At 69.0% G+C, this 26394-nt stretch carries 25 protein-coding genes; 10 read left to right on the forward strand and 15 right to left on the reverse strand.

What is annotated here, in order from left to right:
* Window positions 1–14: 14 nt before the first annotated feature.
* Window positions 15–794 (reverse strand): MerR family transcriptional regulator, encoded by a 780-nt coding sequence (locus C560_RS0117115; RefSeq protein ID WP_026539119.1) that lies wholly within the window; start codon window positions 792–794, stop codon window positions 15–17.
* Between the two features lie 190 nt (window positions 795–984).
* Between C560_RS0117115 and C560_RS0117120 the strand changes: the two genes are divergently transcribed.
* Entirely contained in the window at window positions 985–1443 is a 459-nt protein-coding gene (locus tag C560_RS0117120; protein WP_026539120.1) for a hypothetical protein, read from the forward strand.
* 110 nt (window positions 1444–1553) lie between these two features.
* Entirely contained in the window at window positions 1554–2099 is a 546-nt protein-coding gene (locus tag C560_RS0117125; protein ID WP_043423366.1) for a DUF6023 family protein, read from the forward strand.
* A gap of 34 nt (window positions 2100–2133) precedes the next feature.
* Here the strand turns inward: C560_RS0117125 and trhO are convergent, their stop codons facing one another.
* Window positions 2134–3027, reverse strand: a complete 894-nt coding sequence (trhO, locus tag C560_RS0117130) for an oxygen-dependent tRNA uridine(34) hydroxylase TrhO (RefSeq protein WP_026539122.1) — start codon at window positions 3025–3027, stop codon at window positions 2134–2136.
* A gap of 117 nt (window positions 3028–3144) precedes the next feature.
* On the opposite strand from trhO, the gene C560_RS0117135 reads away from it, so the two are divergent.
* Window positions 3145–3837: a GNAT family N-acetyltransferase gene (locus tag C560_RS0117135; RefSeq protein WP_026539123.1), complete on the forward strand. Its 693-nt coding sequence runs from the start codon at window positions 3145–3147 to the stop codon at window positions 3835–3837.
* A gap of 151 nt (window positions 3838–3988) precedes the next feature.
* The gene (locus C560_RS22275; RefSeq protein ID WP_231494385.1) at window positions 3989–6415 is read left to right on the forward strand and encodes a DEAD/DEAH box helicase; all 2427 of its coding nucleotides are present in this window, start codon (window positions 3989–3991) and stop codon (window positions 6413–6415) included.
* A 38-nt stretch (window positions 6416–6453) separates the two neighbouring features.
* Here C560_RS22275 and C560_RS0117145 read toward each other — a convergent pair whose 3' ends face one another.
* From C560_RS0117145 to ssd, 8 genes are all read right to left on the reverse strand, one after another.
* Window positions 6454–6912 carry an Rv3654c family TadE-like protein gene (locus C560_RS0117145; RefSeq protein ID WP_081801751.1) on the reverse strand — a complete coding sequence of 153 codons (459 nt, stop codon included), beginning with the start codon at window positions 6910–6912 and terminating at the stop codon, window positions 6454–6456.
* Complete coding sequence (locus C560_RS0117150) at window positions 6912–7382, reverse strand: TadE family type IV pilus minor pilin (protein ID WP_026539125.1); 471 nt, start codon at window positions 7380–7382, stop codon at window positions 6912–6914. The genes C560_RS0117145 and C560_RS0117150 overlap by 1 nt, the downstream gene beginning before the upstream one ends.
* A complete protein-coding gene (locus C560_RS0117155; protein ID WP_026539126.1) occupies window positions 7379–7663 on the reverse strand; it encodes a DUF4244 domain-containing protein in 285 nt (94 codons plus the stop codon). Before C560_RS0117155 ends, C560_RS0117150 begins: the two co-directional genes overlap by 4 nt.
* A 287-nt stretch (window positions 7664–7950) precedes the next feature.
* A complete protein-coding gene (locus C560_RS23650) occupies window positions 7951–9657 on the reverse strand; it encodes a hypothetical protein (RefSeq protein ID WP_197026184.1) in 1707 nt (568 codons plus the stop codon).
* Window positions 9658–9995: 338 nt separating this feature from the next.
* The gene (locus C560_RS0117175) at window positions 9996–10604 is read right to left on the reverse strand and encodes a type II secretion system F family protein (protein WP_043423367.1); all 609 of its coding nucleotides are present in this window, start codon (window positions 10602–10604) and stop codon (window positions 9996–9998) included.
* A gap of 13 nt (window positions 10605–10617) precedes the next feature.
* Window positions 10618–11388, reverse strand: coding sequence for a hypothetical protein (locus tag C560_RS0117180; RefSeq protein ID WP_026539128.1), 771 nt, complete (start codon window positions 11386–11388; stop codon window positions 10618–10620).
* 161 nt (window positions 11389–11549) lie between these two features.
* Window positions 11550–12890, reverse strand: coding sequence for a TadA family conjugal transfer-associated ATPase (locus tag C560_RS0117185; RefSeq protein ID WP_026539129.1), 1341 nt, complete (start codon window positions 12888–12890; stop codon window positions 11550–11552).
* A complete protein-coding gene (ssd, locus tag C560_RS0117190; RefSeq protein WP_026539130.1) occupies window positions 12887–13996 on the reverse strand; it encodes a septum site-determining protein Ssd in 1110 nt (369 codons plus the stop codon). Before ssd ends, C560_RS0117185 begins: the two co-directional genes overlap by 4 nt.
* A 137-nt stretch (window positions 13997–14133) precedes the next feature.
* Here ssd and C560_RS0117195 point away from each other — a divergent pair, with 137 nt between their 5' ends.
* Together C560_RS0117195 and C560_RS22285 are read left to right on the forward strand one after the other, a co-directional pair.
* A complete protein-coding gene (locus C560_RS0117195) occupies window positions 14134–15876 on the forward strand; it encodes a bifunctional 3'-5' exonuclease/DNA polymerase (protein WP_026539131.1) in 1743 nt (580 codons plus the stop codon).
* A 143-nt stretch (window positions 15877–16019) separates the two neighbouring features.
* Entirely contained in the window at window positions 16020–16280 is a 261-nt protein-coding gene (locus C560_RS22285; protein WP_051533260.1) for a YegP family protein, read from the forward strand.
* Between the two features lie 49 nt (window positions 16281–16329).
* Here the strand turns inward: C560_RS22285 and C560_RS0117205 are convergent, their stop codons facing one another.
* From C560_RS0117205 to C560_RS0117215, 3 genes are all read right to left on the reverse strand, one after another.
* Window positions 16330–17010, reverse strand: a complete 681-nt coding sequence (locus C560_RS0117205; protein WP_018775014.1) for an NUDIX hydrolase — start codon at window positions 17008–17010, stop codon at window positions 16330–16332.
* Complete coding sequence (nth, locus tag C560_RS0117210) at window positions 17007–17777, reverse strand: endonuclease III (RefSeq protein WP_026539132.1); 771 nt, start codon at window positions 17775–17777, stop codon at window positions 17007–17009. The genes C560_RS0117205 and nth overlap by 4 nt, the downstream gene beginning before the upstream one ends.
* 110 nt (window positions 17778–17887) lie before the next feature.
* On the reverse strand, window positions 17888–19327 hold the full coding sequence (locus tag C560_RS0117215; protein WP_026539133.1) for a hypothetical protein: 1440 nt from the start codon (window positions 19325–19327) through the stop codon (window positions 17888–17890).
* Between the two features lie 431 nt (window positions 19328–19758).
* On the opposite strand from C560_RS0117215, the gene acs reads away from it, so the two are divergent.
* The 3 genes from acs to C560_RS0117230 all read left to right on the forward strand — a co-directional run bounded on the left by acs (window position 19759) and on the right by C560_RS0117230 (window position 23621).
* Entirely contained in the window at window positions 19759–21789 is a 2031-nt protein-coding gene (gene acs / locus C560_RS0117220) for an acetate--CoA ligase (RefSeq protein ID WP_026539134.1), read from the forward strand.
* A 171-nt stretch (window positions 21790–21960) separates the two neighbouring features.
* Window positions 21961–22437, forward strand: coding sequence for a type II 3-dehydroquinate dehydratase (gene aroQ / locus C560_RS0117225; RefSeq protein ID WP_026539135.1), 477 nt, complete (start codon window positions 21961–21963; stop codon window positions 22435–22437).
* Window positions 22438–22439: 2 nt separating this feature from the next.
* Window positions 22440–23621, forward strand: a complete 1182-nt coding sequence (locus tag C560_RS0117230) for a DUF2332 domain-containing protein (protein WP_026539136.1) — start codon at window positions 22440–22442, stop codon at window positions 23619–23621.
* A gap of 66 nt (window positions 23622–23687) precedes the next feature.
* On the opposite strand, the gene C560_RS0117235 is transcribed toward C560_RS0117230, so the two are convergent.
* Window positions 23688–24872: a MarP family serine protease gene (locus C560_RS0117235; protein ID WP_026539137.1), complete on the reverse strand. Its 1185-nt coding sequence runs from the start codon at window positions 24870–24872 to the stop codon at window positions 23688–23690.
* Between the two features lie 215 nt (window positions 24873–25087).
* On the opposite strand from C560_RS0117235, the gene C560_RS0117240 reads away from it, so the two are divergent.
* The gene (locus tag C560_RS0117240) at window positions 25088–25765 is read left to right on the forward strand and encodes a Crp/Fnr family transcriptional regulator (protein ID WP_011693220.1); all 678 of its coding nucleotides are present in this window, start codon (window positions 25088–25090) and stop codon (window positions 25763–25765) included.
* Window positions 25766–26076: 311 nt separating this feature from the next.
* Here the strand turns inward: C560_RS0117240 and C560_RS0117245 are convergent.
* A partial coding sequence (locus tag C560_RS0117245; protein ID WP_026539138.1) for an IS3 family transposase occupies window positions 26077–26394 on the reverse strand: 318 nt, incomplete at its 5' end.

The following is a 26394-nucleotide window of genomic DNA, read 5'->3' on the forward strand; positions in this document are numbered from 1 at the left end:
CGATGCAGGTCCGGCTACAGCTCGGTCTCCGCATAGATTTTCAGGGCGTCCCGGACGAAGGCGGCGCCGTCGGCACCTCCATAGTTGGCGGCGAACCTGGGATCGGCCACGTACATCTCGCCGAGCCCCGTCACGTACCCCTTGATGTCGCCACCGGTCGCCGGGCTGCCGCCCGCGGCGGGTGACGCCGGCGTGCCGGGGATTCCCCTGAGCCATTCGACGTGGCGCCGGGCCAGGTTCTGCGCCTGCGCGCTGTCCGCCGGGACTCCCGATGCCGCAGCAGCCGTCCAGTCGGCACCGAGCTGCCGGGACTGTTCTGTCCAGGCAGCCTTCTCCCCGGCCCCCATGCCGCGCCACCAGGCGTCCGACTTCGCATAGGCGTCCTTGCCCCACCGCTGCTCCACCTCTTCCTGGTACCTGGTGTGGTCGAAACCGTCGAACATTTCCTCCGCCATGATCTTTCCTCCCGTTTGCAATGCCTCGATGGTGTGACGGACCGAGGCAATCTGCCGCCCCAGCCTGTCCTGTTCCTGCAGCAGCCACGCCAGGTGCCGGCCCAGTGCCTGCTCCTCGTCCGCCTCGTTGCCGAGCACGTCCGCGATCGCCGGCAGCCCGAGCCCCAAGTCGCGCAGGAGCAGGATCCGCTGCAGACGGACCAGGGACTCCTGGCCGTAGTACCGGTAGCCGTTGTTGCCGGTGCGGCTTGGCCTGAGCAGACCGATGTCGTCGTAATGACGCAGGGTCCGGCCGGTGGTGCCGGCCAACTTCGCGATCTGCTGAACGGACCAGTCCATGCCTCCACCCTTCTGCGCCCTCGAGGCCCGCGTCCCCTGGCCCCCGCTGTTCCCGTGCCGGCCGGCCGCTGCCGGCCGTCGCTTCGACTCTAAACTTTGACGCAGCGTCAAAGTCAAGGGCCCGCGGGGGAAGGGCGCCCGGGACGTCGGCGCGGCCCGCGGGCAGCCCGCGGGACGGTAAGTTTGAGGCATGGTTTTCCCTTCCTCCCACGCCCCGGCCGCCCGCCTGGCCCGGCGGACACTCAGCGGCACGGCCGCCGCCGTCGTCGTACTGGCCGCGGCGGCATGTTCCCCGGCCGTTTCGATTGAAAGCGCCGACGTCCCGGCGTGGAAGGCCACCGCGCTGCCCTCCGCCCCGGGGACAGTGCTGGAGGATGCCGGCAAAATCCTGAACCGGGATCCGATCGTCCGGACCGCGTCCGGCGTGCCCGCCGGCACCTACACCTTGACCATGACCTGCGACGGCGGCGGGAAGGCGTTCTTCGCCGTCAGCCTGGACGGCAGCCAGTTGGCCGAAGCCGGTGCCGCCTGCAACGGCAGCCGCGAAACCGCCCGCATCAAAGTGCCCGCCGCGGGCAAGGTCACGCTCAGCACGTCCAGCGTGGATGCCCCGCTTCTCTACGCCTACCACCTGGCGGCGTCCGAGTAGCCTGCCCCGCAGCCCGGTCCGCGGCGCCCGGCCCGGCGCCCCTGACGGGCCTGTCCGACCCGGACCTTTGGCCTCTGGCGTTTGACCCCGGGCGGCCCTAATCTCAGGGTATGCCAACTGTGCCGGCGAGCAGGGTGCCGCGACGGCGCACCCCGGCGGCCGCCGTGGTGCTTTCAGTTGCGGTATTTCTCGGCACGGTCCTGTCCGGCTGCGCGTATGAATACAGCGCCGACCACTGGGACGATGAATCAACCTCCGCTGCCCCTCCGCCGAGCACTGACGCCGCCCTGCCCCAGGACCCCCATCTCAACGAGCCGGTGACGGGCGAGGAGCTGGACGACTGGGTCGATGCCGTACTGCCCGACGCCGAGGGACAGGTCCTCCAGACGGGTTTCGGGACGCTGGAGGCCGACGAGGAGCGGACAGAGACGACAGCCCGGCTGCCCAAGGGTACGTACGCCCTGACCCTGGCCTGCCGCAGCACCCGCCGCGTGTCCTTTTCCATCGAGAACGGTGAGGACGAACTCGTGGACCTGAGTCTCCGGTGCGGGACGTCCAGGGTGAACGTGGTGCAACTGGCCGCAGATGCGTCGCTCTCGATCAAAGTGGATGCCAACGCACCGGCGAACTTCGCGTACCGGGTGAGCCGTATCTGAGGGTGCCCGGCCGGGCAAAAGTCCGGAGCGTGCCTCAGGCGGCGCAGCCCTCGGGGCACCGCAGGGTGTCAGGGCTCGCGGCGCACCCGGCGCAGTAGAGCGTCAGGGTCCGGCAGGACGGATTCGAGCAGTTTTCGAACTTGCTTGTGGGTGCCGAGCAGCGGACGCATTTGCCGATGGTCTTGGCGTCCCCGCTGAACTCGACGTGCATGCGCTTGTCGAACACATACAGGGAGCCCTCCCACAGGCCCTGGTCCTTGAAGGCCTCGCCGTAGCGGACAATGCCGCCGTCGAGCTGGTAGACCTCCCTGAACCCGCGGTTCACCATGAGGCTCGAGAGCACCTCGCAGCGGATGCCTCCGGTGCAGTAGGTGACAACCGGCTTGTCCTTGAGGGCGTCGTATTTACCGGAGTCGAGTTCCTTGATGAAGTCGTGGGTGGTGGCGACATCGGGCACCACGGCGTCCTTGAACTTGCCGATCTGGGCCTCGAAGCCGTTCCGGCCGTCGAAGAACACGACTTCGTCGCCCTGCTGTTTCTTGGCTTCAATGAGTTCGTGGAGTTCCTCGGGTTTGAGGTGGGTTCCGCCGCCCACCACTCCGCCGGCGTCGACTTTGAGTTCGCCCGGGGCGCCGAAGGATACGATTTCGTCCCGCACCTTCACGCTGAGCCGCGGGAAGTCCGCCGCGCCGCCCTCGGACCACTTCACGTCGATGCCCTGGAAGCCCTTGTACTCCCGCGTGGTCTTGACGTATTGCTTCACGGCGTTCAGTTCTCCGCCGACCGTGGCGTTGATTCCGTCCTTGGAAAGGATGATGCGGCCGGTCAGTCCGAGCTTTTCGCACAGGGCGCGCTGCCAGAGCCGGACGGCGTCCGGGTCAGGCAGGGGGGTGAATCCGTAAAAAAGCACAATCCTGTTCAAAGCCACGCTTTTAAGGGTACTTGCTGGCGCGGACGGCCGGGCGACAATCACAATTGGATAAGCAAGCGGCTTCCCCCAACCCGGCCCCTGTTGCTTGTGGCACGGCTGGAATACGCTCATCACATGAGTCTTGACGCCATGGTGGAAGACACCACTCACCTGCTGGAAATCTGGGTTGCCGGATGGGCCGGTTGCCGCGGATACGAGACGCGCAGGGAGGGACGGTTCCCCGCGGCCTTACGCGCGGACACCACCCACGAATGGGAGTATTTCGCCTACGATCCGTCCGACGCGGAGTTCGAGGCGCTGGCGGCAAAGACGGCCGAAGTGCCGGCCCGGGTCCTCACCATCCTCACCAACGATGCGGCCCGGTACACGTTGCTGGGACAGCGGAACGGCCTCCATGTCACCTCGGCCTCCCAAACCATGATGATCGTGGACATGGAGACCCAGGATGCGGAGGACCCTTGGCTTTCGGACGACGACCTCAAGCTCGAGACCTCCCGGACCGACGGCGTCCACCACGCGGTCGTCACCGCCGGCGAGGACGTCGCCGCGAGCGGACGCGTGTTTGTGGTGGGACACACCGCCATCTTCGACAACATCGTGACGTCGGCGGCCTACCAGCGGCGGGGGCTGGGCAGCTTCATCATGAAGGCCCTGGCCGCCCAGGCGTTCGAACACGACGTCGACTCCGGGCTGCTGCTCGCCTCCCTTGACGGCCAAAAACTCTATTCACACCTCGGCTGGCGCGAGGTGTGCCACGTCCTGATGTTGTCGACATCCGACGAAGGGGCCGACCTGTCCGTGGGGTGAGGCGCCGCCCCGTGGGTTGAGGCGCCGCTCCGTCGGTTGAAGCGCCGCTCCGCCTGCCGTCCGGCGGGCGTGCGCCCGGGGCAACGTGCCTGCCCGGCGGAAGGCCGCCGCGCCTGCCGGGCGATTTGAGGGCGGATGAAAGAATATGTGAGTGAACCCGCATGAGTCCTTGATTCCGTTGCTGGGCCGAGGTCCGGACCCGGAACAGCTGCGTCATGTGCGGACGATCCCCGCCCGCCAGGCCGTTAATGCGCCGTGGCCCGAGTGGTCCCACCCCGATCTCGTGGCAGCCTACGGTTCCCTGGGCATCCACGAGCCCTACCTCCACCAGGTCCGGGCCGCCGAACTGGCCCACGCCGGAGAGAACGTGGTCATCGCCACCGGCACCGCGTCCGGCAAGTCCCTGGCGTATCAGCTGCCGGCCCTGGACGCGATCCACCGTTCCGAGCTCAAGGTCCTGTCCGATCCCGGGAAAATCCACGACGACGGGGCTGTGACCCTCTACCTCTCCCCGACCAAGGCGCTCGCCGCCGACCAACTGGCAGCGATCAGGGCACTGAAGCTCCCCACAGTCCGGGCAGAAACCTACGACGGCGACACCGATCCCGCTTCCCGGCGCTGGATCCGGGACCACGCGAACTTCATCCTGGCCAACCCGGACATGCTGCACTTCGGCATCCTCCCGAACCATGCCTGGTGGGCCAGGTTCTTCCGGCGCCTCCGCTACGTGATCGTGGATGAGGCCCACAGCTACCGCGGCGTCTTCGGCTCCCATGTGGCAAACCTCATGCGCCGGCTGCGTCGGATCTGTGCTTACTACAGCCCGGGCGGCTCGCGTCCCGGACCGGTGTTCATCGCGGCGTCCGCCACGGCCTCTGAACCCGGACAGTCCTTCGGCCGGCTGATCGGCGCATCGGTACGGGCCGTTTCCGAAGACAGTTCCCCCCACGGGTCCACCACGGTGGCGTTTTGGGAGCCGGCACTGACCGAACTCCGGGGCGAAAACGGTGCCAAAGAGCGCCGGACGGCCGTCGCCGAGACCGCCGACCTGCTGGCCAACCTGGTGTCCTCCCGTACTCGGACCATTGCGTTCATCAAGTCCAGGCGCGGGGCAGAGACGATTTCCTCCATCGCCAAACGCCTCCTTGACGAGGTGGACCCCAGCCTGCCGCAGCGCGTGGCCGCCTACCGCTCGGGCTACCTGCCGGAAGAGCGGCGGGCCCTGGAAAAGGCGCTGCGCTCGGGTGAACTGTTGGGCGTCTCGAGCACGTCCGCGCTGGAGCTGGGCATCGACATTTCCGGTCTCGACGCCGTCCTGGTCGCAGGCTGGCCGGGCACCCGCGCGTCGTTGTTCCAGCAGATCGGCCGGGCAGGACGTGCCGGGCAGGACGCGATCGCGGCCTTCGTGGCCAGCGACGACCCGCTGGACACCTACTTGGTGAACCACCCCGAGGCGATTTTCGACGTCTCGGTGGAGGCCACGGTCTTCGACCCCTCCAATCCATATGTGCTGGGCCCGCACCTGTGCGCGGCCGCCGCGGAACTGCCCCTCGGGTTCGCCGAACTGGAGCTCTTCGGGCCCACCGCAGAGAAGCTGCTGGACCGGCTGGTCCTGCAGGGCTACCTGCGCAAACGGCCGGCCGGATGGTTTTGGACCCATCCGCAAAATGCCGCAGCCATGGTGAACCTCCGGGCCGACGGCGGAGGTCCGGTGAGCATCGTGGATGCCGAGACGGGCTCCTTGCTCGGCACCATGGATTCGCCGCAGACCCATTACCAGGCCCACACCGGCGCCATCTATGTCCACCAGGGCGACAGCTACGTGGTGGAAGACCTGAATGAGGACGAGCACTGTGTGGTGGTGCGCCGGGCGAACCCCGACTACTACACCACCGCCCGGGACGTGACCCAGATCGAGGTCCTCGAAACGCAACGCACCACCCAGTGGGGCGATGTGGCTGTGCACTTCGGCGATGTGAAAGTGACAACCCAGGTGGTGTCCTTCCAGCGCAAGGCGTTGATTTCGAATGAGATCCTCGGCGAAGAACCGTTGGAATTGGGCGCCAGGGACCTGTTCACCAAGGCGGTCTGGTTTGTTGTGGACAACCGCTCGCTGACCGGCGCGGGGCTCATCGAGGCACAGTTCCCCGGCGCGCTGCATGCTGCCGAGCACGCGGCCATCGGCCTCCTTCCGCTGGTGGCCTCCAGCGACCGCTGGGACATTGGCGGAGTGTCCACGGCCATCCACGCCGACACTGGAGTGCCCACCATCTTTGTCTACGACGGCCATCCCGGCGGGGCCGGGTTTGCCGAACGCGGCTACGACAAGGCCAGGTTGTGGCTCACCGCCACGCGCGACGCCATCAAGGCCTGCGAATGCGAGTCCGGCTGCCCCTCCTGCGTCCAGTCACCCAAGTGCGGCAACAAGAACAACCCGCTCGACAAGGACGCCGCCGTCACACTGATCGATGTACTGCTCCAGGACGCCGGCGACCTCATGCACGCCGGCAATCCCGGCACAACGGCGGCCGCGGCCGGGACCTCGGACGATAAGCCCGCCCAGCCGCTCCGCGCCTGAACACCTCTCCTGGCAACCCGCCGGAAACGAAGCATCATTCACCGTGTGGACCCGTTCCCGGCCGCGGGGGGCGGTCCCGCCCTGGCCCGTCCCGTGGCCGCCCCGAGGAACGGACCGGCGCCAAACTCGGTGCGGACCTGAACCGTGGCATCCGGTCCTTCAGCACAGGCGGCCAGCGTGGCGTTGTTCTTCAGCGCGACCTCTCGAGCCACAGCGCAGGGCTCGCCGGACGTGATCCCCCGCGCGGCATCCGCGGCAGCCAGCGCCGCCAGATCGGCAGCCGCCGCAGCCCTCGACGCCGCGACGGCCGACTGGGCCAAAAGCAGCAGCAGTGCCAACGCCATGATGACCGCCAGCCCGAGTCCCAGAGCCAGCACGGTCCCCGACCCCCGCTCTGAAGACGCACACCGGTTCCGGGCGCGGGCAGGATCCGGGCTCCGGGGTCGCGGCCGGCGCGCCCGGACACGGACACGGGCACGGACACGGGCAGGCGACATCACGTGCCGCTCCGCCACGGGGACCGGGAGACGCCCTTCAGTCCGGACTCGTCCAGCCCGGGCCGTTGTGCCGCACCAGGGGCCTCAGCACGCGCCCACCCGCTGGCGCTGAGGGCCCAGGGAACCAGGGACCCAACAGCCCCAGGGACGCGGCCGGAAACGGTGACCCTGTGCCAATCGCCGTCGCGCGTCACCTCGGAGTCCGCCGTTTCGCCGGCGAGACGGCGGACAATCTCACCGACTTCGCCGGCCGCGGCTCCCCTCGCCACCGCCCGGGCACCGCCACGGGCCGCCTCCTCGACACGGAGCTGCATCACCCCGGCAGCCGAACCCGCGAGCAGCACGGAGAGCAGGAGGACGACCGAGGGCAACGCGACGGCGAACTCAGCGGTGACGGCCCCGCGGCACTCCGCCGTTGGCGGCGGCTGCCTCCGGCCGCCGCTCCCCCGGGCGCGCCAGAGTCCGTTCATGGCAACGTGAGCGCTGTCCGAATGAGGTTCAGGAGGAATCCGCGGACCTCATCGCTGCGCATGATGAACACGAGGACCCCGGCGAAGCCCACGGCGGCCAGGGTTGCGATGGCATATTCAGCGGTAGCCATGCCCGCCTGCGCGGCCGGCGGCCCTGTGCGTCTCTGCGATTGAATGGGAACAACCGAGCTGGCGCCGGGGTAGATCTCATAGACCTCGGCAACGCCGCCCTCCCCTGCTTCAATGCGACGTGCAGCGGGAGTGTCCTGATTTGTTGACATCTGCTTTCCTTCCACGGGACACCGGCGTGATCGCCGGCTGATTCGACTCTCCCGGCTTGTACCCCGCGTCATAAGCCCCGAGGGCAGCCAAGTGGAAAACCTGCCCGAAAATGCCGTCGTGGCTGCCTGTGGAGGAGAACTGTCTGGTCCCCGCCGGGCGGCCAACAGACGCCGAACGCCAAGCCCGGACCCTGCCCGGACCCAGACAGGGCTGAACCCGAGGGGCTGCGGTCCGTCCTGCGACGACAGCCCCTCGGGTTCAGTTGGTGCGGGTCACCCGCGCGTTCCTAAGGGAGGAAGTATCCCGCGAGGTCGGCGATGAGGTGTGAGGACCCGGAGGAACGGTTGAACAACGTCACCTTTCCGTCTGAACCGACGGGGACCGAGACCAGGTTCGGCACAGTCTGTCGGGCGGAGAAGTTCAGGTTGGACGCGTCCGGACGGGCGGAGCCCGAGGGGTAGGCGGTGACGTAGCCGATGGACTGGGGCGACACGACCGTCAGGTTGAAAACAGCCGCCAGGACACTGGAGGGGATGCCGTTGGCCCCGGCAATCTGGAAGGACACCGCGGAGTCCGGGCGCACAGCCGTTGTGTTTCGGGTGTCGAGGATCCTGGATGGGCCGGTGGCCTTGAACGCTCCGGTGGCCGACGGCGTGCCGCCGAGGTAGTAGCCGGCAACGTCTGCGATCAGGTGTGAACGTCCGAAGGAACGATTGAGCAGTGTGACTTTACCGTCTGGGCCGATGGGGACCGTGACCAGGTTCGGCACTGTCTGTCCGGCGTTGAAGTTGAGGTTGGACGCGTCCGGACGCGCCGAGCCCGACGCATAGGCGGTAATGTATCCGATCCTAGTTGGCTCGGTCACTGTGAGATTGAAGACCACAGCAGCGGCAGATGCCGGGACGCCGTTGGTCCCCGCAACCTGCAGGGACACCGTGGAATCCCCTGCGAGCGCCGTGGTGGACCGGGTGTCCAGCAGCCGCTTTGGCGCCAGGCTTTGGAAGGCGCCCGGCGTCGCTGGGGCCCCCGTGACGTAGTAGCCGGTGACGTCGGCGATGAGGTGGGTTGTGCCGGAGGATCTGTTGAACAGCGCCACTTTTCCGTCCGCACCCACCTTGACCGTTACCAGGTTAGGCACGTTTTGGTTGGCGCGGAAGTTCACATTGGATGCATTCGGCCGGACTGTCCCGGAGGGGTAGGCGGTGATGTAGCCAATGGATTTTCCTTCGGTGACGGTCAGGTTGAAGACGACTGCGGCGACTGTTGCCGGGATCCCGTTGGCCCCCGCAACCTGGAAGGAGACCGACTTGTCGGCACCCACCGGCGACGTTTTCCGGGTGTCGAGGAACCGCTGTGGGGCAATCGGGGTAAACGTCCCGGGAAGCTGGCCGGCCGCCTTTTTGGCTTTGATGACCACGTCGTCAATGAAGCTGTCGCCGGCCTGCCGCCGGTGTTCGGCGCCGAGTTGCATCTTGGTGACCGCGGTAAAGGCCGTGGCGACTTGCTTGCTGGAATACACGAGCTTGCCGTCGAAAATCACCTCGACCGTGGAGGAGGCCCCATTCGCGATGACGTGCGTGACGAGATGGTGCCAGGTGCCGAGCGGAACGTTCACCTTCATCGCGGTGTAGCGGAGGGTTCCGTCGGGCGCCGCGACGCGCAGCCACAGCGGGCCGACGCCGCCGTTGGAACGGTAGACGTCCACGAACCGGGTGTTCCCGTTGAAGAACCGGAAGTACGGGACGTTGTTGCCGGCGACGCCCTCCTTGGTGATGTTGAACCAGCCATCGGCGTAGACCTCATTGTTCCCGGCAGGAACTGGTGCGGAAAAATTCGCCACGGAACCGGCATCCGTGGTGACGTGGACCTTGGCTGAGCAGCGGCCGGAGTGTTGCTGGGCAGAGGAGACGTCGGCGGTGCCGGTTCCGGAAGTGAAAGCGGTGGCGAATCCGGCGGTGGTGAGACTTCCGGACTCGAAGTTCGTGGCAATCACCGTTGTGCCAGGGAATTGGTTGGTCGGTTGGGGTGTTCCCGGCTGACAGGTCGGTACGGCGGCGGACGCCGGACTGGCTCCCACCGCCAAACCGGTCAACACTAGTAGGTTGAGCGCTGCAATCACGCCCGCTTTGTACAGTCGAATCATTGATCTGCCCCCCTGGCGTGGCTCCCAGTTAGTACGAGACCCCAGATGCTCCGGGATTCGAGGCGCCAAGGAAGTGCTGTGAGTAGCCGACGCACGAGACCGCTCATACTCCGACGGTGCCTGCCCCCAAGATATCCCCCAGCAACTTGAATAAACCTTGGATCCGGGTGATCCGCGGGCTGCCGGCATCACGTCGGAAGCAGCCCCAGGAGCACGGGCACGACGCCGAGGCAGACGAACGCCGGCAGGGAGCACAGGCCCAACGGCACGACCAGCTTCACGCCGAGCGCCGCCGCGCGCTGCTCGGCGGTCCTGTTGCGTTCGCGGCGAAGCCGGGCCGCCTGGGCGTAGAGGAGCGCTGAGGAGGGGGCGCCGGTGAGGGCGGCGAAGGAAAGGGCGTCGCGCAGGGCATGAAGTTGGGGCGCCTGGGCACCGGAACTGCGCCATGCCGTGCCCCAGTCCGCACCGATTGCGAGGGCTGAAACAACCGGCCGAAGCTGCCGCCCGAGTTCCGGTGGCATGAGGGCGGCCACGAGTTCGAGGGCCCGGCCAAGTCCGGCTCCCGCATCCAACATGGCGCCGATCAGTTCCAGCATCATGGCGGTGTCCCGCAGACCCTGGAAGCCGTGACGTCCCCGGCCTGCGTCGCGGACCGTCGGGCGTCGCGCGGCCCCGTCAGCCGGTGCCCGAAGCTGGCGCCGGAGCCGCCGGCGGACACGGCCCGGGCGGGCGAGGACCACGGCGGCTGCCCCGGCAAGGCTCGCTGCGATCACGAGGCCGGCAAGTTCGGGCCTCACGGCGGCCGCCGCGTCACGTTGGGGCTTCCGCCGCGGCGCGGACGAGCCTTGCGGACCACAGCCGGCCGACGACGGTGAGCGCCACGCCCGTGGCCAACGCCGCGAGGCCCCAGGGATTTCCCAGCAGTGTCGCGACCGGGTCAACGCCGAGCAGCAGGCCGAGGCCCAGGCCCGACAGCGGCAGCCAGGTCAGTAGGCGGACGGTTGCGCGGGGCCCCGCCAAGGCGGTCTGCCGGGCAGCCTCGGCGTCGTCCTCCGACTCAAGGTGGGCGGCAAAGCGAGCCAGGACATCGGCCAGCGGGCAACCGCTGGCCTCAGCGGTGTCAAAGCATGCGGCGAGCTCGCCCCACACGCGCACGTCGCGGCGGGCCCGGATGCCGACGGCACCCTTGGTGGCCGCGACGACGGTGCCCTCACCGGCAGAAACCGCGGAGACCTCGCTGCGGATGGCCGCGCCCACGGAGGACCCGCGCAGGGCGGCGCCACGCGCGGCTGCAAGGATCCTCCGGGACTCCGGGCCGAGGACCGTTCCGGCGCCGTCCCCTGTCCGGTCGCGGGGACGGTCGCGGGGACGGTCGCGGGGACGGTCGCGGCCGGCGCCGTGAACCGCGACCTGCGCCGCCGGCCAGTCCCCCGCGGCGTCCGTGCCGTACAGGGCCCACAGTTCATCCCACAGTCGGGCGGGGATGCGCCCTCCCCTCAGCAGCGCGGCCAATTGTTGGACCAGGACCGTCATGGGGACGGACCCGGCATCGGCGGATCCCCCACCGCGCCAACGGGCCACGCCCCCGACGGCTCGTCCTTGCCGGGATCCCGGCGGCCCGTGAGCCGCCGGGACTCGCGTGCCCGCGGCCTGCAATGCCCTGCGGGTACGATGGCTGGCCGCGCGCGGGGAGGGAAATGCCAACCACACGGCCAGGACCAAGACGACGATGAGGAAACCGGTCATCGCTGCGCCCATGGCTGTAAGGATTCGTGCCCGGAGCCCGGAGGGCGTCCTGCCGGCGGCGCCGCCGGCAGATCGGAGGGGCCCGCCCCGGCCAACCCGGGATCCATGCCGAGACGGTGCGCCAGCAGCGGCCAGGCCCCGCCGAAGCGGAGCTCGCCCCGTTGGATCTCCAGTGCGGCAGCGACAGCCAGGCCCGAGTCTTGGACCTCCATGATTCCAACGCTGGCGACCTGGCGCCCCGATTCGGTCCGCTCGACGTGCACGACGGCGTCGATCGCGCTGGCGACCTGCAGCCGTACCGCGTCCTGGCCCATGCCGGCGAGCGCGCCAAGGGCCGCCAGCCGGGCCGGCACAGCCGCCGCCTCATTTGCGTGGATGGTCCCGCCGCCTCCGGTGTGTCCGGTGTTCATCGCCGAGAGCAGCTCGCGGACCTCAGCGCCGCGGCATTCGCCCACCACCAGCCGGTCCGGCCGCATCCTGAGGGCCTGGCGGACCAGTTCGCCCAAGTCCACGGCGCCACCACCTTCCAGGTTTCCGTGCCGGGATTCCAGCGAGACGACGTGCGGGTGGACGGGATTTAGTTCTGCGGCGTCCTCGATCAGGACGAGCCGCTCCCCGGGGTGGCACAATCCCAGCAGCGTCGCCAGTAGCGTGGTCTTCCCCGAACCGGTGGCCCCGCTGATGAGGAAGCTCAGCCTGGACGCCACCATGCGTTCGAGCACGGACTGGACCAGGCTCCCGAGCGTCCCGGTCCCGAACATGCCGGCGCGCTGCAGCTCGGGCATGGAGAAAACCGTGGCCCGCCGGATCCGCACGCTCAGGAGTGTCCCGGCCGTGGAAATCGGCGGCAGCACCGCGTGCACCCGGTAGCCGCCGTCGAGCCGGACATCGACGCAGGGCGAACCGTCATCCAGGCGGCGGCCGCCGGCTGCCACCAGCCTCGCGGCGAGGGCCCTGACCTGCGGTTCCCCGGAAAAGACGACCGGCGCCTTCTCAAGACCGTGGCCGCGGTCCAGCCAGACCGAGTCCGGCCCGTTGACGAAGATGTCCGTCACGGCGGGGTCCCGGGTGAGCGGCTGCAGGGGACCCAGTCCGTTCAGTTCCGCGCTGATGCTCTCCACGGCGGCCAGGGCCCCGGCCGTGCCAAGCAGCCGCCCGCTCGCCTGGACCGCCGCCGCGACCCTTGACGCGGTCACCGGGGAGGCATCGGCCATGACGGACTCGCGTACGGACTCCAGCAGCGTCTCGTCGAGAAATCCCTGCGAGCGGCGGCGGCCCGGTGCCCGGCGGGCCGGACGTTCCGGTTCTGCCGGTCCTGCGGCCGCATGGGCACTCATGCCTCATCTCCTCCGTTCAGCTCAAGGACTCCGGCCGCGAACCGGCGGACGGCGCGGTGCCGGCCGGTTTCGAGTAGGCGGCCGAGTTCCGTAGCCCCGGCCAGATCCTTGATGTCCGGCATGATGCCCTGAAGGACAAGCCCCACGGAGCCGGCGATCAGCGGCGCATCCAAGGCGGCGCCGTGACTGGCCCGGATCACGAGCGCGGTGTCCACGGGTGGAAGCTCCTGCAGCAGCCAGGCCGTGGCGACGGCGGCCCGCAGCCGGGCGGGCGCCACGACGATCATCCGGTCGCATTCGCCGGCGAAGGCCCGCAAGGCTTCCCGTTCCCGGCCGATATCCAGCACCACCAATTCGTAGCCGCGGCGGGCGGCGTCGAGAACCGCGGCCACCGTGGTCGCGTCCCCGCCGGCGGCCCGGTCCCGGGTTCCCGGCCACGACAGGAAGGAGAATCCACCGGCGACCGGCAGCGACTCCTCCAGCTGGGCGGGGTCGATACTGCCGCTCACCCCGGCAAGATCCGGCCAGCGCAGCCCGTGGGCGTCCTCGGCGGCCAGCGCCAGTTCCAGGCCCCCGCCCCAGAGGTCGCCGTCGATCAGCAGCACCCGGACCCCGGCCCCGGCGGCGGCCTGCGCGATCCAGATGGCAGCTGTCGTGGCCCCGGCCCCGCCGCAGCCGCCGGTGAGACCCAGCACGAGTCCGCCGGCTTCCGGCGCCCGGGACCGGCTCAGGTATTCCGCCAGCCAGGCCGCCGCGTCCGGCAGCACCGCGACACGTTCGGCCCCGACGGCGGCGGCCAGATGCCACAACCCTTCTCCATCACCTTCGAGGCCGAGCAGCACCGCAGGGGCCCGTCGCCGGGGCGGCAACCCGCGGATGTCGCTGCCCACCAGCACGGCGGCCGCTGCGTCCCAAAACGGCGCGGCCTCGGCAACGTCCTGCACCGTCCGCAGCTGGCCTCCGGCCGCTGCCACGATGCGTTCCACCTCGCTGCGCAGCGCATCGACCCCGGTGACGAGCAGGGTTTCCGCGGAATCCCCGGGGGTCCAGGGCTCATGCGCCGCCGGTGGCGGCGAGCCTGGACCACGGTGCTGGTGCCTGTTCATGCTGCCACTGTGCCCGGGCCGGAAGCGCGGCGGAACCGCCGTCGTGGGCTATGTGGACAAGTCTGGCGGCTTCCCTCTACCCGCCGCCGGGGGAAATGGGCACGGACCATGTACCGGAGCAGGGCAGAATTGACCCTATGTACCTGCTGCTCGCCGCCCACGCCGATGGCGCGGCATTGCAGCAACTCACGACCGATGGCGTGCCCGAACCCTCCAATCCGGAACCCCGGGTTGTCAGGGCCGGCGACCTCGCCGGAGTTGTGCGCGAGCTTGAGGCGCGGCAGCCGCGCTGGATCTGGCACCGTACGCAGGACTGGTATCCCGCGCTGCTGCGCGCCGGGGTGGAGCTCGAGCGCTGCTACGACCTCACCTTGTGCGGTTCAATCCTGGCCCACTCGGAGTTCACCGCCCACACCGGCTACGCCCAGGCGGCGGAGAAGCTGACCCAGGACGACGAGCTACACCAGCCGCCCCGGGGGCTGCAGCCTCCTGCCCCGCCGCCGGAACAGGGGGCCCTGTTCGATGCCCCGGCCCCCGGTCAGCGTCCCGGCCAAACCCTTGAGGCTCTCCGCACCGAGTACGCCGCGCAGCAGGAGGCACTTCGCCAGGCGGGAACGGCGCCCGGCACGGCGCCCGGCACGGACGTCGTTCCTGACGCCGGCCGGCGCCAACGGCTCCAGCTGCTGCTCGCGGCGGAATCCGCCGGGGCCATGATCGCCGCCGAAATGCAGCACACCGGCGTCCCGTGGCGGGAGGAACTCCACGAGCAGATCCTCGCGGAACACCTGGGACCCCGCCCGGTTCCCGGCCAGCGTCCGGCCAAACTCGAATCGCTCACGGCCGAACTGAGGCTGCTGCTGAAGTCGCCGGCGCTGAACCCGGACTCCCCGCAGGAGCTCATGCGCGCCCTGCACCGCAACGGCATCGAAGTGAAAACCACCCGCCAATGGGAGCTGAAAGAATCCAGCCACCCCGCGATCGTGCCGCTGCTGGCCTACAAGAAGCTGGCCCGTCTGCACGCGGCGAACGGCTGGGCATGGCTTGATACCTGGGTGAAGGACGGCAGGTTCCGGCCTGAGTACGTGGTGGGCGGCGTGGTCTCGGGCCGGTGGGCGTCGCGGGGCGGCGGGGCGCTGCAAATCCCGCGCCAGGTCCGCGGGGCGGTCCACGCCGATCCCGGCCACAAACTGATCGTTGCCGACGCCTCGCAGCTCGAACCCCGCGTGCTCGTGGCACTGGCACAGGATTCCAAAATGGCCGAGGCTGCGCGGGACAAGGACCTCTATGCCGGCATTGCCGCCCAAGGCTTCGGCGGCAACCGGGCCAAGGCGAAGGTGGCCCTCCTCGGGGCAATCTACGGGGCGACCACGGGCGAGTCCGGCCGGCTGATGCCCCAGCTGGCCCGCACCTACCCCCGCGCCGTGGGCTTCGTCGAGCAGGCCGCCCGCGACGGCGAAGCCGGCAGGACCGTCACCTCACGCCTGGGCCGGAGCAGCCCGCCGCCGTCGGAGCGCTGGCTGCAGAGCCAGCACTCCACCACCGCGGAAGAACAGCGCCGGGCGGACTCGACCGCCCGCTCGCGGGGCCGCTTCACCCGGAACTTCGTGGTCCAGGGCTCGGCCGCGGACTGGGCGGCGTGCTGGCTCGCGGAGCTGCGACGCCGGCTTCGTGCCGTACGGGCGGAAGGCGCCGCCGCTGGCGAACTTGTGTTCTTCCTCCACGACGAGGTGATGGTGCACTGCCCTGAAAGCGCGGTCGGAGACTGCATCAAGGCGATTGAGGACTCCGCGGCTGCCGCCAAGGAGCTGTTGTTCGGCCGGATTCCGGTCGAATTTCCAGTCAGTGTGGCCGTCGTGGACTCGTACGACAACGCCAAATGAGTGACCCAAGTCACCGCCTGTAACGTACCCGTCGGTAGCGTTGTGTGCGCTCCGTCACCGGGCTACCCTCGGAAAGGCCGGCGAAATTCCCGTACGATCCGCCGGCTATTGCAACGACGCAAGGAAATTGGGGAGGCAGCGGTTTGGCTGGCATTTTTGAGATCGCGCAGGCTGGCGACAAGGCATATTTCTTCAGGCTGACGGCGGCGGATGGCACAGTAGTGGCCGTGTCCCCGCTCTTCAGCTCCATCAAAAGCGCCGCGGCGGGCATCAACGCCGTGCGCGAGAACGCCGCGACCGGCCTGGTTGTGGATCGTTCAGACGCTCACCGGCGGGTCGCCACCAGCAGGTCGGGAGGACGGGCGCTGGCTCCCCGGGCAGGCAGCCCGGTGGCTGCCGGCTAGCAGACCGGCCGGCTAGCAGAACGGCCGGCTGGCAGGCGCCCTGCGGGCTTTACACATCGATCCCGTACAGCCGTGCGCGGTCCCACGGCACGGCCCAGCCCAGCTGTTCAAAGAGTTGGTTCAGGATCATCCCGGTAAACCCCCACACCACGACGCCGTTGACGGTGAAGGCCGGGCTCTGGAAGGTCTGGCCGGCCCGGCTGACCGTGGCCATCACCCGGTTGTCCGGGTCCAGCAGGTCCCGGACCGGGACACGGAACACCTGCGCGGATTCACCGTAGTCCACCACCCGGACCGGCGACTGGGCAGCCCACCAGGCCAGGACCGGGGTCACCAGGAAATTGCCCCGGGGCAGGGCCAGTTCAGGCATCACGCCGAGGACGTCCACGCCCGCAGGGTTCAGGCCAGTCTCCTCCTCCGCCTCACGGAGGGCCGCGTCCACCACGGACTCACCCGGATCGATGCCGCCGCCGGGAAACGCCACCTGCCCGGGATGGTCGTCCAGCGTCTGGGCCCGCTGCAGCAGCAGCACGTCCAAATCGGCCGGAGCGAGCAACTTCTCGGACACCGCGGGGACGTTGTCCAGCGCACCAAAGAGCATCAGCACCGCGGCCCTGCGGACCCGCTCACCGGGTTCGACGGCGAGTTCCCGCCAGCGCGGATCCGGGGCCGGCGCCGTGCCCGCTTCCACCGCGGCGACGAGATCGACGAGGTCCTGGCGCGCGGTCACGGCTGATTCCTCTGCGATTCCATCCGGATTTCCGCGGCGCGGTGCGTCTCGGCCAGCAGCCGGGCCAGCAGTTCCTCCTGCCCCGGGGCGAGTTCGTACTTCAGCAGCTTCCGGGCCTTCTCCGGGTCGGTCTCGCCGGCACCGTAGCTGGGGCACCAGCTAGCCACGGCGCAGGCGCCGCAGGCCGGTTTGCGGGCGTGGCAGACGCGGCGGCCGTGGAAGACGACGCGGTGCGAGAGCATGGTCCAGTCCTTGGGCTCGAACAGCGCGGCGACGTCGGACTCGATCCGGACCGGATCATCGGACTCCGTCCAGCCAAAGCGCCGGGCCAGGCGACCGAAGTGGGTGTCCACCGTGATGCCTGGAATGCCGAAGGCATTGCCCAGCACAACGTTCGCGGTTTTCCGCCCGACGCCGGGCAGCGTCACCAAGTCCGCGAGCCGGCCCGGCACCTCGCCGTCGTACTCGTCCACCAGCCGGTTGCACAGCGCCAGGAGATTTCTGGCCTTGGCGCGAAAGAAGCCGGTGGGTTTGATGATGGCCTCCAGCTCGGCCGGATCCGCCTCCGCCATCCGCCGAGCATCCGGGTAGCGCGCGAACAGCAGGGGCGTGATCTGGTTGACCAGCACGTCTGTGGTCTGTGCGGACAGCACGGTGGCTATCACGAGCTCGAACGGCGTGCGGAAGTCCAGCTCCGCGTGGGCGTAGGGGTACTGTTCCGCGAGTTCCCGGTTGATCCGACGCGCGCGGCGCTTGAGCGCCAGCACCGACTCTCCTGACGCCCGCGGCGCACCCGGCTTGGCGCTCCCCGGGTTCGGGGTCCCGGGGACCGCGCTGCCGGATTCCGTGGCGCCGGATTCCGTTGTCACGGGGTGGGCTAACCGCGTTCGATGTTGCTGAGGTCCCGCAAAACGCCGAGCCGGCCGTCAGTGTGCTGGACCAGGAACTCGTTGCCGCGGTCCTCCAGGGCAAGGACCCAGCCGCCGGGTTCAATGACGAACGCCGGGGCACCGGTGCGCTCGTCGACGGCGGTGCGGGGCTGTGCGACGGCGAACCAGAAGGCCTCGTGCACGGGGTGGACATCGTCCTCCGCGGGCCGGCTGGCGGGATCAACGGTCGCGCCGATGGGCTCCTGCGGCCGGGCTTGTTCCTGCGGCCGGACCTGGGGGTTGACCGTGGTGGGGGCACTGCTGCCGGCAGCTGCCGGAACGGCGGCGGCCTGGGTCTGTTCCGCGGCGGGAGCGGGCTGCGCACCAGCGCCCGCGGCACCGGCAGCGGCGCCCGCGGCAGCCCCGGCGGCAGCGGCACCGGCGGTCCGGGTCTTGTCCGCGGCGGACGGAGCGGGCTCCGCAGTCTGGGCCGGCGTCGACGGCGTCGACGAGGCCGTCGGTGCCGGGGCAGCCGCTGGCACGACGCCCGAGACCTGGGTCTCCGGTGCGCCGGAAGCCGCAGCGCTGGGCGCCGCAGCGGACGCCGCTCCCGCCGCCGCTGCCCCGGCAGCGGGCCCGGCAGGTGCGGTTGCCGCCGGCATGGCCGCCTGGCTGCCGGTGCCCGGACGCTTGGCCCAGCCCGCAGCCGCGCCGGACGCGGCCTCCCCCGACGCAACCGCGCCGGACGCCGCCGCACCGGCTGCGGCCGCCGAAGAGGCGCCCGCCCCGGCTGCGCCTGTACCCGCGGTGTCCTTGGTCAGCTTGGATTGTTTCGGTTGCTTCGGCGCCTTGGGCGCTCGGGGCTTCCGCACCGGGACAGAAGATTCGCGGGCAACCACGTGGGCAGGCGCATCCTCCCGGCCCAGGAAGTCGCCGGCAAAGAACGGAATCCAGCGGGCCAGCACCGTGGCGGCGAAGAGCCCCAAGGCGCCCAGGAGCGCGATCAGCATGCTCGGCACGAACGCCCCGGCGGCCGCGAGGAAAAAGAAGGCCAGCGTGAAGGACGCCACAACGGACGCGAACTGGTCGATCGACAGGGATCCGATCCGGATCTTGGTCGACGGGCTGAGGCGGCGGGCCACGAACAACGCGGTGACAATGAGCGGCAGCACGATGCCCAGGCCCAGGAAGAACAGGCTGCCCAGGTTCCACAGGTTGTAGGCGAAGGCAAACATCGGAATCAGCGAGGCGATGAAGAGAAGGAGCGTCGAGCCGAAAACGGTGAGGTCACGGATGGTGAACGGACCGAGGAGTGCTTCGTTCTTCTTCCCGGTCTTCTTGTCCACCGTGAAGCGTGGCGCATCCCCGAACCCGGCGGGCCCCGGCTGCGCCGTTCCACCTTGGTTCTGGGCGGGCGCCCGGAGTTGCCCGTTGTCTTGCTCGTTCATTCCGTATCTCCTTAGCATGGCGGCGCCCTGGACAGCGCCGTCTAACGGCAGGCAAGGACAGAACCGCCAGCGGTCCTGTCGCCTCCATCGGATGTCACAACTTCATCTCAGCCTAGCCAAGTGACTGGCCGATCACTAGCTGACAAGCCGAGGGCGGACGCAGCAGAATTCCCCGGATTTCCGAATCGCGGACGCTTGCCCCGGCCCGCCGCCCGGCGCCGGCGACAGACCACTCGGCGCTTAACAAACACCGCTCACGGTGCTGTTTGTGACGGGGCGCACGTTTGGTCGGACCCACGTATTAGTGTTGATTCCAGACAGCGCTAGCGGCACTGCCGCGGTCTGCCGCCGCCCGACGTCGCGCATGCGGCACGGCGCGGAGGCACCACGAACGTCCGCGCAGCACGGATCGATGAATGATGAGGTTCACCATGTCCCAGCAGACTCCCGTATCCACCGCAATGCAGGCGCCCCAGGGCGATGCCTTCGAAAACCTGTCCCAGGAGAACCGCCGGTTTGCGCCGTCGGCCGAGTTCGCCGCGAACGCAGTGGCCACCGCCGCCGAGTACGCCGAGGCCGACGCCGACCGTCCCGCGTTCTGGGCGAAGCAGGCCCGCGAGCTGCTCAGCTGGTCCAAGGACTTCAGCCAGGCGCTGGACTGGTCCGACCCGCCGTTCGCGAAGTGGTTCGTCGGCGGCGAGGTCAACGCCGCCTACAACGCCCTGGACCGGCACGTCGAGGCCGGCAACGGGGACCGGGTGGCCATCTACTTCGAAGGCGAGCCCGGCGACACCCGCACGTACACGTACGCGCAGCTGACCGAGGAAGTGAAGAAGGCCGCGAACGCGTTCGAGTCCCTCGGCGTGGCCAAGGGCGACCGCGTGGCCGTGTACCTGCCCATGATTCCCGAGGCCGTCATCACGCTGCTGGCCTGCGCCCGGATCGGCGCGATTCACTCCGTGGTCTTTGGCGGCTTCTCCGCCGAAGCCCTGCGCTCCCGGATCGACGACGCCGAGGCCAAGCTCGTGGTCACGGCCGACGGCACCTTTCGCCGCGGCAAGCCCAGCGCACTGAAGCCGGCTGTCGACGACGCGTTGTCCCATGAGGGAGACGGCAGCGGGCACACCGTGCAGAACGTCGTGGTGGTCAAGCGCAACGGCCAGGACGTGGACTGGCACGAGGGCCGGGACCACTGGTGGGCGGACACCGTGGGGACCGCGTCGGCCGAGCACACCGCCGTCGGGCACGACTCCGAACACCCGCTGTTCATCCTCTACACCTCCGGCACGACGGGCAAGCCCAAGGGCATCCTGCACACCACCGGCGGCTACCTCACGCAGGGCGCCTACACGCACAAGGCGGTCTTCGACCTCCACCCGGAGACCGACGTCTACTGGTGCACCGCCGACGTCGGCTGGATCACCGGGCACTCCTACGTCGCCTACGCCCCGCTCATCAACGGCGCCACCCAGGTCATGTACGAGGGCACCCCGGATTCGCCGCACCAGGGCCGCTGGTGGGAGATCGTGGAGAAGTACAAGGTCTCCATCCTCTACACCGCCCCCACCGCCATCCGCACCTTCATGAAGTGGGGCAACGAGATCCCGGCCAAGTCCGACCTCTCCTCGATCCGGGTCCTCGGTTCCGTCGGCGAACCCATCAACCCCGAAGCCTGGATGTGGTACCGCGAGGTCATCGGCGGCAACGCCGGCAAGAACGGCGAGCGGAAGCAAAACCCCGCGCCGATCGTGGACACGTGGTGGCAGACCGAAACCGGGGCGCAGATGATCGCCCCGCTGCCCGGCGTGACGGCCACCAAGCCCGGCTCGGCCCAGGTCCCGCTGCCGGGCATCGCCGTGGACGTCGTGGACGAGCTCGGCGAATCCGTGCCCAACGGCCACGGCGGCTTCCTGGTGATCCGCGAACCGTGGCCCGCCATGCTGCGCGGGATCTGGGGCGATCCGGAGCGGTTCAAGGAAACGTACTGGTCCCGCTTCGAGACCATGTACTTCGCCGGCGACGGCGCCAAGAAGGACGAGGACGGCGACCTCTGGCTGCTGGGCCGGGTGGATGATGTGATGAACATTTCCGGCCACCGCCTCTCCACCGCGGAAATCGAGTCCGCCCTGGTGTCCCACCCCGCGGTGGCGGAAGCCGCCGTCGTGGGCGCCGCGGACGAGACCACCGGCCAGGCCGTCGTCGCCTTCGTGATCCTGCGCGGCGATGCCGTGGACTCCGGCGACGCGATCGTCCAGGAACTCCGCAACCACGTCGGCAAGGAGATCGGCCCGATCGCCAAACCAAAGACCATCCTCGTGGTGCCGGAACTGCCCAAGACCCGGTCCGGCAAGATCATGCGCCGCCTGCTCAAAGACGTCGCCGAAGGCCGCGAAGTGGGCGACGCGACCACCCTGGCGGACAACACGGTCATGGCCCAGATCGCGCAGTCGCTGAAGAAATAGCCGGCTCGTCCGATATGGGTTCGACGGCGGCGCTGCCCACCCCGGTGGGCGTCGCCGCCGTCGTCGTCAATCCTGTCTGTATACGCGGCCGCGGCGGAAAGTTCCGCAGTAGCGAACCGATTGGCAGTAACGAACAGCGCGTGCCGGCCGCGGCGCGATAGATTTGCAGACATGACTGAAGCCACCTCCGCCAGCGCTGCCGGCCGCGGCACCATCCTGGTTCTCAACGGACCCAATCTGAATCTGCTCGGCACCCGCGAGCCGGAGAAATACGGGACTGCGACGCTGGCCGACGTCGAACAGCTCGCCAAAGACGCCGGCGCCGCGCACGGCCTGGACGTCGAGTGCTTCCAGTCCAACCACGAGGGCGCCCTGGTGGACGCCATCCACGCCGCACGCGGGAAGGCGGTGGGAATCGTGCTCAACGCCGGCGCCTACACGCACACGTCCGTGGCCATCCGGGACGCCATTTCCGCTGTTGCCCTGCCGACGGTCGAGGTGCACATCACCAATGTTCACGCCCGCGAGCCCTTCCGGCACCATTCCTACCTTTCGGACATCAGCAAGGCCGTGATCGCCGGCGCCGGGATCCTGGGCTACCGCTTCGCGGTGGAATACCTCGCCGGGCTGCACGCGGCCGAGGACTGAGCATGTCCCCCGTGGAACCCGCGGCGGCGTCGGAAGCGTCCGGGGATCCCGCCGCAGATCCGTCCGGGAATCCCGGACCGGCCGCGCAGCCGGCCGCGGGCACGGCGCCGGACACTGCTTCGGACACTGCTTCGGACACAGCGCAGTGGTACCGGCACTTCGGCACGACCGACGCGCTTGCTTCCTCCCCTTGCTATGCCGCGTGGGCCGTGGGGATCGCCGGGGACGCCGAGCTGATCCGGCGGATCGATCAGTGGCCGCACAATAAGCGCCAGCCCCTGCTGATCCTCGCAGCGGCCCGCTTCCTGGGCGCGCAGGTCAGCCCCTACCCCGACTTCCGGAAATTCCTGGACAGTCACTGGGCCGCGGTCTCGGAAATCGTACTGTCCCGGTCCACGCAGACGAACGAGGCCGGGCGCTGCGCCACCCTGCTGCCCTCACTCGCGCAGATTTCCGCAACGGAGGGCCGGCCGCTGGCCCTCATCGAGGTGGGCGCCTCGGCCGGGCTGGCCCTGTTTCCTGACCGCTACGGCTACGAGTTTGTCGACGCTGGGGCCGGCGGACCGGATGAGCCGGGTTCGGGCCCGGCGGCGGACGCAAGGACGACGCGGCTGGTTCCGGATGGCGCTCAGCCTGGCACGTTCCCGGTCCTGCGCTGCGTCACCTCGGGCCCGGTGCCGCTGCCGGCGGAAATTCCCCGGGTGGTTTGGCGTGCCGGGATCGACCTCAACCCCCTGGACGTGCGCAACCCGGACGACGTCGCCTGGCTCGAAGCCCTCGTCTGGCCGGAGCAGGAGTTCCGGCTTGAACGGCTGCGCCAGGCGATCGCCATTGCCAGGGAACGGCCGCCGCTGCTGGTGGCCGGCGACCTCAACGAAAAACTTGCGGCCCTCGCCGACCGCGCCCCGGCCGACGCCGTCCTGGTGGTATTCCACAGCGCCGTCATGGCGTACCTGGATGCTGGCGGCCGCGCCCGGTTCCGGCGCACCATGGCGGATCTTGCCGCGGAGCGGGGCTGCCATTGGCTCTCGAACGAAGGCCACATGGTGGTTGCGCAGGCGGACGGGTCCAGCGTGGTCCCGGAAATGGATGACGCCCGGCTCCGCGGCCGGTTCCTGCTGCTGCAGGACGGCCAGCCGGCGGCCATCACGGGCCCGCACGGGCAGAGCCTGGAGTGGCTTTAGCCTGAGTGCGGCTCCAGCCTGAGTGGCGCCAGCCTGACTGTCGGTCCGGCTACTGTGGCGGTCCGGCTACTTCTTGATGCACTGTCCGGACGAGACGGCGCTGCCCAGACCCGGCGCCTGCGCCGCCACGGGGCTCAGGTCATTCATGGTGATCGCAAATCCGAGCGAGGACTCGGTTGTGGCCTTGGCAAAGACCACCCCGGCCACCTGCCCGTCCATGGTCAGGAGCGGGCCCCCGGAGTTGCCCGGCTGCACGTCGCCCGCCAGCCGGTAGACGTCCTCCGGCGACGCATTTTTGCCATAGATGTCCGGGACCAGCACCGTGGCGATGTCCTGGACTGTGGCCGGTTTGGACTGGAAGGGCCCGCCGTGCGGATAGCCGGCGAAGGCCGCGGCGCTGCCGGACGGCAGGTCGGCGGCCAGAGCGAGGGGTTCCGAGCGCAGGCCGTCTACCGCCACGACTGCGAGGTCGTGCTGGGCGTCGAAGTACACAACGCGCCCAGGCAGTGCGCGGCCACCGGGCGTCTCCACCACCGGTTCGTCGACCCCGGCGACCACGTGAGCGTTGGTCACCACCCGCCCGGGGGCGACCACAAAGCCTGTTCCGGTCTGGTTTTGGCCACACTGGTAGGCGGTTCCGGCGATCTTGAGCACTGACGCGGCGGCCTTGTTGAGCGCCGGCGTGTCCGTGCTGGTGTCCGGAACGGCAACGGGCTGGCTCTGGCCAAAGCCGTCCAGCAGGGTGGGGATGCCCTCGCCGATCACGGCGGAGCGCAGCTGGGCCATCGATGCCTTGACCGGCATCGGCGTCACGCCGTCGATGAACCTGATGACTTTGGATTCTGCGAGCTGCTGGGATACGAACGGCACGCCCAGGGCCCCGATGCTGAACGCCAGCATCGACATCACGAGGGCAGACACCACCACGTTCACGCCTCCGCCCACGAGGCGGTCCGCCGCCCGCAGGGGGCTGAAGGGGACCACGCTGCGGATCCGCCGCCCGATCATGGTGCCAAGGCCGTTGCCCACGATCATCAGAAGGACGGCGGTGGCAACGATGGCGGTCAGGCGCCAGCCGCTGTCCTCCACGAGGCCGCTGACGATGGGAACGGAGACGAATGCGGCGACGGCGCCTGCCGCGAATCCCGCGATGCCTCCGAGCGTCACGAGGAAGCCGTTGCGAAGGCCGTGGATCAGGTAGGACAAGAGCGCCACAACCAACACCAGGTCCAAAATGGTCAAGCCAAACACCGGGGCTCCTCACAGACAGTTCAGCGACGATTGTACCGGTGTAAGCTGAACGTTTGCCGACCGGCCGCCAGCCTGCACAGGGATCTGCGCGGACTTCCCCAGCCGTGCGCTTTCGGCCCCTTCGGGCGTTTCCGTGCCAACTACGTCACAGAAGCTCCAAAATTCTGAAAGAATGGCTGAAGCGCCCCAGCCGACACAGCTAGTCAGGAGATTTCATGGATATCGAGGTATTGCGCCGCGCACCCCTTTTCGCCACGCTCGACGACGAGGCGTTCCGTCTGCTGACGGACGAACTTACCGAGGTGGACCTTTCACGCGGTGCCTCGGTATTCCGGGAAGGCGATCAGGGTGACCAGCTTTACTTCATTGTCTCCGGCAAGGTGAAGCTCGGCCGCACGTCGCCAGACGGCCGCGAATCGCTGCTGGCCATCCTCGGCCCGGGCGAACTTTTCGGCGAAATGGCGCTCTTCGATCCCAGCCCGCGCACGGCCACGGCAACTGCCGTTTCCGAGACGCGTCTCGCCGGCCTGAAGAACGAGAGCCTCAATGCGCTGCTGCGCACCCGCCCCGAGGTTTCGGCCCAGCTGCTGCAGGCCTTGGCACGCCGCCTGCGCCGCACGAACGACTCCCTCTCCGACCTCGTCTTCTCCGACGTCCCGGGCCGTGTGGCCAAGGCGCTGCTGGACCTGGCCGACCGCTTCGGCCGCCCGGCGACCGACGGTGTTCTGGTCGCCCACGAACTGACGCAGGAAGAGCTCGCCCAACTGGTCGGCGCCTCCCGTGAGACGGTCAACAAGGCTCTGGCTGAGTTCGTGCAGCGCGGCTGGCTGCGCCTGGAAGCGCGGGCCGTCGTCATCCTTGACATGCAGCGCCTGCGCCAGCGTTCCCGCTAGGGATTCCCAGCAGCAACCACGAAGGCCGGCCCCGGAAACGGGACCGGCCTTCTGCCGTTAAGTGTCGGCGGTCCCGGCTGGTTGTCCGCGGGACATGTCCAGTGCTGAGGAGCAGGGCGGGGCATGTCCGGGGCCGGCGCGCGGCAAGAAGGGACATCTCCAACCCCGGCCGCGAGGACTGGACATAACGCCACTATGTCCACGGGCCAGGGCCAACCGAGGGCATGTCCCAGGCCGGCGCGCGGCAAGAAGGGAAATGTCCAGCGCTAAGGATGAACTGGTCCCCGAAAGTTGGACTGGTTGGTAAGAGCCTAGGCTGCGAGGGCCTGGGTCCGGTATTGCAGCGGGCTCAGGCCCTCGAGCTTTGTTGAGATTCTTTCGGTGTTGTACCAGCGGATGTATTCGTGCAGCGCCTCTGCCAGTGCGTCGGTGCTGATGAACCGGACATGGTGGAAGAGCTCTTCCTTGAGGTGACCGAAGAAGTTCTCGATCACCGCGTTGTCGTAGCAGTTGCCCTTACGGGACATCGATTGAACCGCGCCGGCACCCTCCAGAAGAACGCGCCAGGAGATGTGCCGGTACTGGAAACCCTGATCCGAATGCACCAGCGGTTGCTGTCCGTCCTCGAG

The sequence above is a fragment of the Arthrobacter sp. 9MFCol3.1 genome (genome assembly GCF_000620385.1).
In the GTDB taxonomy this organism is placed as follows: domain Bacteria; phylum Actinomycetota; class Actinomycetes; order Actinomycetales; family Micrococcaceae; genus Arthrobacter.

What these genes read in the sequence shown, in the direction of transcription:
- ssd (WP_026539130.1), bottom strand. Translation starts at nt 13,996, where the DNA reads ATGAACAGGCACCAGCACCGTGGTCCAGGCTCGCCGCCACCGGCGGCG.
- C560_RS0117135 (WP_026539123.1), top strand. Translation starts at nt 3,145, where the DNA reads ATGAGTCTTGACGCCATGGTGGAAGACACCACTCACCTGCTGGAAATC.
- C560_RS0117240 (WP_011693220.1), top strand. Translation starts at nt 25,088, where the DNA reads ATGGATATCGAGGTATTGCGCCGCGCACCCCTTTTCGCCACGCTCGAC.
- C560_RS0117145 (WP_081801751.1), bottom strand. Translation starts at nt 6,912, where the DNA reads ATGTCGCCTGCCCGTGTCCGTGCCCGTGTCCGTGTCCGGGCGCGCCGG.
- C560_RS0117155 (WP_026539126.1), bottom strand. Translation starts at nt 7,663, where the DNA reads ATGTCAACAAATCAGGACACTCCCGCTGCACGTCGCATTGAAGCAGGG.
- C560_RS0117215 (WP_026539133.1), bottom strand. Translation starts at nt 19,327, where the DNA reads ATGAACGAGCAAGACAACGGGCAACTCCGGGCGCCCGCCCAGAACCAA.
- C560_RS0117125 (WP_043423366.1), top strand. Translation starts at nt 1,554, where the DNA reads ATGCCAACTGTGCCGGCGAGCAGGGTGCCGCGACGGCGCACCCCGGCG.
- aroQ (WP_026539135.1), top strand. Translation starts at nt 21,961, where the DNA reads ATGACTGAAGCCACCTCCGCCAGCGCTGCCGGCCGCGGCACCATCCTG.
- C560_RS0117195 (WP_026539131.1), top strand. Translation starts at nt 14,134, where the DNA reads ATGTACCTGCTGCTCGCCGCCCACGCCGATGGCGCGGCATTGCAGCAA.
- C560_RS0117185 (WP_026539129.1), bottom strand. Translation starts at nt 12,890, where the DNA reads ATGAGTGCCCATGCGGCCGCAGGACCGGCAGAACCGGAACGTCCGGCC.
- acs (WP_026539134.1), top strand. Translation starts at nt 19,759, where the DNA reads ATGTCCCAGCAGACTCCCGTATCCACCGCAATGCAGGCGCCCCAGGGC.
- C560_RS0117115 (WP_026539119.1), bottom strand. Translation starts at nt 794, where the DNA reads ATGGACTGGTCCGTTCAGCAGATCGCGAAGTTGGCCGGCACCACCGGC.
- C560_RS0117230 (WP_026539136.1), top strand. Translation starts at nt 22,440, where the DNA reads ATGTCCCCCGTGGAACCCGCGGCGGCGTCGGAAGCGTCCGGGGATCCC.
- C560_RS0117120 (WP_026539120.1), top strand. Translation starts at nt 985, where the DNA reads ATGGTTTTCCCTTCCTCCCACGCCCCGGCCGCCCGCCTGGCCCGGCGG.
- C560_RS0117150 (WP_026539125.1), bottom strand. Translation starts at nt 7,382, where the DNA reads ATGAACGGACTCTGGCGCGCCCGGGGGAGCGGCGGCCGGAGGCAGCCG.